Raw genomic sequence first — 6,423 nt, forward strand, 5'->3', positions numbered from 1 at the left:
AAACCCGCCCTTGGCGACTTTTTCAGACAAACATTTTTTGCAATGCACCATACGAACTAACCTTGTTTGGCGATATATGTACAGCATCACATAAAATTATCTATAAGTGAACACTCTCAAATTTTGCTCTGCGCCAACCCAATCGTGGAATCACTCTGCATGGCATCTACCAAACTGGTGAGCCATGTTGTGTCGACGGTGGTGTCGTTGTTGAGAAAAACTATGTACTCCCCCCGGCAATGTGCATAGCCTGCGTTGTTGCCGCCGCTAAACCCCAGATTCGACTTATTTTTGATGATTCTAAGATGCGGATCACCCCCAAAGCGTTGTTCTGCCGTTTGGAGGCTCTTATCTGTGGAAGCGTTATCAACCAAGATGATCTCATAGTTGCTATAGTTGTTTTTGAGCACTGAGGCTAAACAGTTGTTGAGATAGGTTTTGCCGTTATAGTTGAGTATGATCACTGAAATAAGCGGCTGGGCTTGAGACAAAACGACGCTCTCCAAACTGATGTTGCGTTAGGTTTGCGGTTGACTTTTCTTTATCTTTATCAAATCCGGAAGCGGCGAATAGTTGGCGCCTATTGATTTGTATAGTAGCCATTTTATGCCAATGATATTTCCTATTGATATGCCCTCAATTTTTCGAAGATGATAGCGCGGGTTAGTGCGTATATTTTTTAGACTATGTGCAACACGGAAAAGATCCGATTCTAGTTTGCTTATAACTGAGAGTTGAGGTTCCGCTCCATAGAGTCTATAAAACAGCAGTTCGGCCTCCACAGCCCACAAAAGATCTGTTCGGGGACTAAGAAAATCCCGACTAGAGGTTCGGCCATGCACAATATGATACACCTTTACCCGGGGACTATAAATTAGCATTAATCCTTTTTGCCACAGTTGCCAGCCCAGGGCCATCTCCCAAGCGCAGCCCAAAAGCCACTCACCCGGCAGCTCTATTTTTCTTAAAACATCTCCCCAAACCGCCATCGAGGGCCCCCGAAGCAGGGCTCTAACAGTGCCGCGTTTGCGCCAATAGGCATTGTTGCCTCGTTCATACACAAAGCCCGAGTTGGCTATGGCATTTTTGTATTTCTCCAAACCTTTTATGGGACAACCAAAAAATGCAAATTCAAACTGGGAAAATACTTCTGGAACCTCGGGTTCTTTGATTATTTCGATGTTACCCTTTTTTAACAAGACTGGAAAAGAATCGCCTGTAACCCCATCAGCTTGGGAGGTTTGAAAAATCTTTACCGTTTCCTGCAGCCAGTCCTCAGCTGGAAGAGCATCATCATCAAGAAACGCCACAATATCGCCTGTGGTATGTTTGACACCTAAAAAGTAGGCATCTACAATGTAGCCCTCTGTTTGAATAACCACTTTGAGTTTAAGCGTATCTGCGGCTTCTTCTAAAATGGTCTCGGTGTTATCCCCTGAGGGTTTTACCACAAATACCACATCAAACTTTTTGTAGCTCTGATGCTTAAGCGCGGCCAGCAAATAAGGCAAAACGTCCGCTCGTTTATGGGTAGGAATAACCACACTAACCCAAAAATCCTGCCCAAGATTTACTCCCTTATCTCTCATTTGGCGGGTTTGGTTTTTTGTGGTTTGCTCTTCGGTTATTTTGTCGAAGAGGTAGTTATGGCATGGGAACAAAGTAGACCTCGCTGCCGCGGTTTGAATATACTACATCGGTTTGGTTTAGCAGTCTTGGTATGGTGCCGTTTGATGTTGCTTGTTCATAGTTTATGGTGATGTAGCTTAGATAGGCAAATTGTCCGCCATAGAGATGGGTGGCGTTGGTGAGTTCTTTTATGTATCCGCGATAGACTAGCCCATATGCGGTCAGTGAAGTGTAGAGACCGTTGTCGGCATGTATATTGTATTCATAGGGGACATTGGCTGAGACCCACTTGGCGCCCTGCACACTTAGGGCGTCAATGTAGCCGCAGTGACCATAGAGCAGTGTTGAGGTCATGCGATAGCCGCTAAGCGGAACTGACCAGCTCTCATTTCCCGCCACTTCATAGACAAAGTTGGTTTGAAACAGAAAATAGGGAACCAAAACCCCCACCACAAGCACCGAGAACAAGAGCTGTCTTTTGTGTTTGGTAAGATACTGGGTTAGCATCCACATACCCACGGCACAAAACGGTGCTAGTATCATCAGTAAAATATGGTAGAAGCGTGTCATTGATAATGCGTTTGCTAGTCCTGGAATAACTGTTAGAAATACTAGAAAAACAAGGGCTAAAACACTAAATACTGCATAGTCGCGTGCAAAGCGAAACGGCGTTTTTTTTCTGATAAGCGCAATGCCGCCTAGAACAATAAAGATCTCTGTTAGGTAGGCAAAGCCGCGGCTGATGGTGTTTAGGGTTGAGGGTGAGCTTGCCAATCCTAGTCCTGTTAGAACTGCTTGTCCGCGGGAGGCGGGGTTGAAGAAATCTCCAAACTGTGCCGAGATGTAGCCTGTAAATGAAACAAAGCTGTCAAAGACTACTCCACCTGAAACATAGATGTACCAAAGGAACATGGCCACAAAAAAGAATACGACAAAACTTAGTTGCAAATTAAAACTGGGCCGCTTAATATAAAAGGTTGAGACGGCCCAAGCGGCGAATATGAAGAAAAGAAAAATCTCTGCTAAGGCATAGTGGGAAAAGATTAATCCAAAACTAAAGAGTGCAAAAGCGACGAATTTACTCCCTTGAGACAACTTGGGCGTTAACAGCGTTAACAGCAGTAAGACAAAGAATAGTTCGGCAATCATTTGGCGATTTAGCGCCAGCATTTCAGTGAAAAATGTCAACTGCGCCATAAACAGAAACGCCGCTATAAACCCTAATTTTTTGCCGATGTAGGGATGCCAGAGCAGATACAACCCCACAGGAACTAGGGTAAAAATTAGGGGATATATTAGTTTGAATACCCAGGTGGGATCCATGCCCAATACGTTGGAGTAGACGGTGGGAAGTATGGTGATGCTTAGCATGGCGTTGTATCGGCCATAGGCTTCATCGGCGGGGCTAAAGATGGGATTCCAATGTGAATTAAGCTCCGTTCCCCTAAACACAAAGAGCTCAACTGGGGAGTCGCCGCCATAGGGCAAAATATAGTTGGAAACTAATGATACATGCATAAGAAGAGAGAGCGCAATCATGGCAATGGCAAACGCATAGAAAGCATGGGATTTTGTTCCTTTGCTAAAAACGCTGACTGTAAATACTGCGGCGATGGCTAAGATCATTATCAGCAAAACCATGTTGTTGCCCGTCGCATTTACAAAATAAACCCCAACAATGCTTAAAACCGGAAGCAACGCTAGGGGCAATGCTGAGCGGCTCAACGTATTCTCCCAAGATGACGAAGTAGCTTTGGGGCGGTTTCTTAGAAAATATGTTGCCGCCGCCCCGATTAGCACTATTGTGTTTATGAACAAAGACAGCGGCAGAGCGGCAAGCGGAGAATTAAGGCCCGCTAAATATCCAAATTGATTAATGATTAACCCCGTGATCATAAGAAAGGCAATACTAAACCCGACAGTGTAGATTATTGATTCGATGGTTCCTAAATTATCCAATTTTAAGAGTTTAGTGATGATTAATCCTGGGATCAGGGTTAGATATGCGGCGCCTATGACTATGCGTACTGTGGACAAATTTAGAAACATGGATAGGTAGAGAATAACCTGAAATGCCACAACTATGGTCAAGAAATGCTTTGAAATATTTTGCTGATTAGAAGAAGTCATCTGGTTGCCTCAAAATTATTGCTTTATCACTGATTGATAGATCAGTGCCATCTTGGGAGCTACGACGCGGATATCATAATTTTGAACAGTTTGAGCGCCGTTTAACGCTAGGGTTTCTCGTAGTTGTCTATTCTCTATCAGTCTTATTAGAGCAGCGGTTAGATCCTCTATGTTATCGGGTTCAAAGAGTAACCCATTTTTTTCATGGCTAAGGGTTTCTTTTAGGATGCCAAATTTGGGTGCAATAACCGCAAGACCTGCCGACCACGCTTCAAGAGTAGCGATGTAGCCAAAGTTTGTTGCCACAAAAATATCACTGCGCCACAAAAAGGGCCGAACATCTGTTTGTCTGCCCGCCATAGTGACCGAGTTTTCCAGTTTCATCTCTTTTATCATCAACTTGAGTTTCTCAAAGAGTGTGCCATATCCAACAATAACCAGCTTAGCATTAGGCACTTGCTCAGTAACTTTTTTGAAGGCTCTTAGCACCAAATCAGGCGTCTGAACCGGCTCTAATCTGCCAACATAGATAACAGTGGTCTCATGCGGCTCAGCGATGCGGCTGTTTTTGAAGTGAGGTGGATCTACAAAGTTGGTGATAAGATGACTCTTATTGCCCAGTCCCATCCGCTCCAAAGTCCCCAAAATCTCACGCGAATAAGTAGTGATTGTTGCCACATCATTTTCCAATATATTTCTAACAACCGCGGATTCAAGGGGCATGCCGCCTTGAAGCGGACTGCCCACAAACCCGCCATGTAGCGTAACAACAAGGGGCTTATGATAATGCCTGCTCAAAGAAATGCCCAAATTAATGTATTCTAGGTCATGCCAGATCCCATGTATGTGAAAAACATCACTAGATTGAGCAACTTTCCACTTAGAGGCTTCTTGATATAGGCTGGCAAACTTTATTCTCTCCACCAAGCGCGGAGTGTAGCCCAGAGCATACATACAGGCCCCATTTAAGACATCCACAAAATTGGGCCCCAGACGATAAACCTTAAGAAAACCGGTGTCCTCGTATTTTTTAATATTTTTTGTCACCAGCAAAAACTTGGTCCGTCCCGTTATAAGAGAGAATTCTATGGCCTGTTTTTTTGCAAGGTAGCTTGTGAGCCACAAAATGTATCGTTCTAAGCCGCCTATCTCTATGGGCCAAAACCGTTCCCAAACATGACACACATGCATAGTTAACCCCCCTTCTTTGCATCACACTGGACCTGTGCTTAATCGTAGTGTTTTGCGTAGAGCTCCATAAATTGTGTTGAAAAGTTTGCGAAAGAAAATCGTTCCGTGAGGGTTTTAATTTCTTCTGCTTTCTGGTTTGTCCAGTTGGCTATTTCAGTGTTTATTTTTGATGCGGCTTCTGCTATGCTTTGATAGCGGTACTGGTGTGGAACGAATTCTCTCATGCCTCCTGAGTCATGTACGATGGGTAGACATCCCAGTGCCATTGCTTCTACGATGGATATGCCAAAGTGCTCTCCAACCATGGTGTGGAGATAGATTTTTGCTTTTTTTAGTAGCTCTATTTTTTGTTCTATGGGTGCATTGGGGTAGATATGAACCCGACCCGCAACTCCTAACTTTTTTGTCAAAGTCTGGAGTTGGTTGAGTGCATCGGGGTTGTATAAGCGTCCAATTATGACAAATTTTGTGTTTGGTGTTGTTTGGGCGGCGATTTGGGGAATCCGTTCTAACTGTTTATTGCTATCTAGGCGCGAAACGGTGATAACTAGGTTGTTTTGATCTTTTTTAGCGTTATTTTGGCCTTTGGTTGTGATGCTTGAGGCAAAGGGCGGATAGAGTACTTCGGCGGGTTTGTTTGAGTACTTTTGGATTTCCTTAGCGGTGTAGTGGCTGTTAGCTAAAACCAGCCGTTTTTGGTAGTTCACTAAATTTTTTTCTAGGATTACTTGGGGGAGGGTTCCGGCTTGTTGGATGCGGGGGTGGCTGAGATAAGGAAAGGTTTTGTTAAATGTGTGTTGGTTGAGGTAGGGGAAGTGGATGTAGGTGACTTCTGTCCAGGGAAAAACACAGTTGGAGAAGGCATCAATTAGGGTGTTGCATTTGGATTTTGCAATGTAGGAGTGAATTATGGTTTGATAAAAGTCGGCTAGGCTTCTTGGTGTGAAGGGGGTGGGTTGTTGGAGGGTTTCTATGTTGGGGTGGAGGGGTTCGCCGAAATAGGTTTTGATGTCTTGGGGGTTAATTTTGTTGCTTGCAAACAGTATTACGCGGCGGTTGTTTTCTGCGAGGGTGTTGGCGATGGCTATTGCGACGTATTCTCCTCCGCCATAGACGTTTAGGGTGGGGCAGAAGACTCCAATTTTGTTTGCCAACGCTTACCCGCCTATGGAGCTAAAAACCTGATGTTTTTGCTATTTATTCTAACAATTTTGTGCTTGTATGGTTGGTTTTTGTGCTTGTTATGCGAACTGGACTTTTCAAACGCGTTAATCTCTGTTTTCAAAATTCTATAAAAGGAATCAAACCCAGTAGGTTTCTAAAATCTGGAAGAGAGAGAAATAAATGAATACTGTCTTGTCCCAAAATAATTTCCCCCCCACCTTTGAGGTATCTTACAACTCACCATTTCACCATCTAAACTGTCTAGCAGCTATACCCAGCCACACCTCAGGCCACAAACGGCTGACAAAC

Annotated in this window: 5 protein-coding genes; all 5 read right to left on the reverse strand. The window is 44.1% G+C overall.

Translation table 11 applies throughout. The annotated features are described in order from the left end of the window. Nucleotides 1-116: 116 nt before the first annotated feature. The 5 genes from FWF39_RS11610 to FWF39_RS11630 are packed head-to-tail and all read right to left on the reverse strand — an operon-like array spanning nucleotide 117 to nucleotide 6,104. The gene (locus tag FWF39_RS11610) at nucleotides 117-491 is read right to left on the reverse strand and encodes a glycosyltransferase family 2 protein (protein WP_343383601.1); all 375 of its coding nucleotides are present in this window, start codon (nucleotides 489-491) and stop codon (nucleotides 117-119) included. A gap of 27 nt (nucleotides 492-518) precedes the next feature. Continuing rightward, nucleotides 519-1,661 (reverse strand): glycosyltransferase family 2 protein, encoded by a 1,143-nt coding sequence (locus tag FWF39_RS11615; protein WP_343383602.1) that lies wholly within the window; start codon nucleotides 1,659-1,661, stop codon nucleotides 519-521. After that, nucleotides 1,645-3,759: a DUF2206 domain-containing protein gene (locus FWF39_RS11620; RefSeq protein ID WP_343383603.1), complete on the reverse strand. Its 2,115-nt coding sequence runs from the start codon at nucleotides 3,757-3,759 to the stop codon at nucleotides 1,645-1,647. The genes FWF39_RS11615 and FWF39_RS11620 overlap by 17 nt, the downstream gene beginning before the upstream one ends. A gap of 15 nt (nucleotides 3,760-3,774) precedes the next feature. Next, a complete protein-coding gene (locus tag FWF39_RS11625; RefSeq protein WP_343383604.1) occupies nucleotides 3,775-4,950 on the reverse strand; it encodes a glycosyltransferase family 4 protein in 1,176 nt (391 codons plus the stop codon). Nucleotides 4,951-4,988: 38 nt separating this feature from the next. Continuing rightward, entirely contained in the window at nucleotides 4,989-6,104 is a 1,116-nt protein-coding gene (locus FWF39_RS11630; protein WP_343383605.1) for a glycosyltransferase, read from the reverse strand. Between the last annotated feature and the right edge of the window lie 319 nt (nucleotides 6,105-6,423).

The organism is Candidatus Bathycorpusculum sp. (assembly GCF_009778815.1).
GTDB classification, from domain to species: Archaea; Thermoproteota; Bathyarchaeia; order Bathyarchaeales; family Bathycorpusculaceae; genus Bathycorpusculum; species Bathycorpusculum hydrogenotrophicum.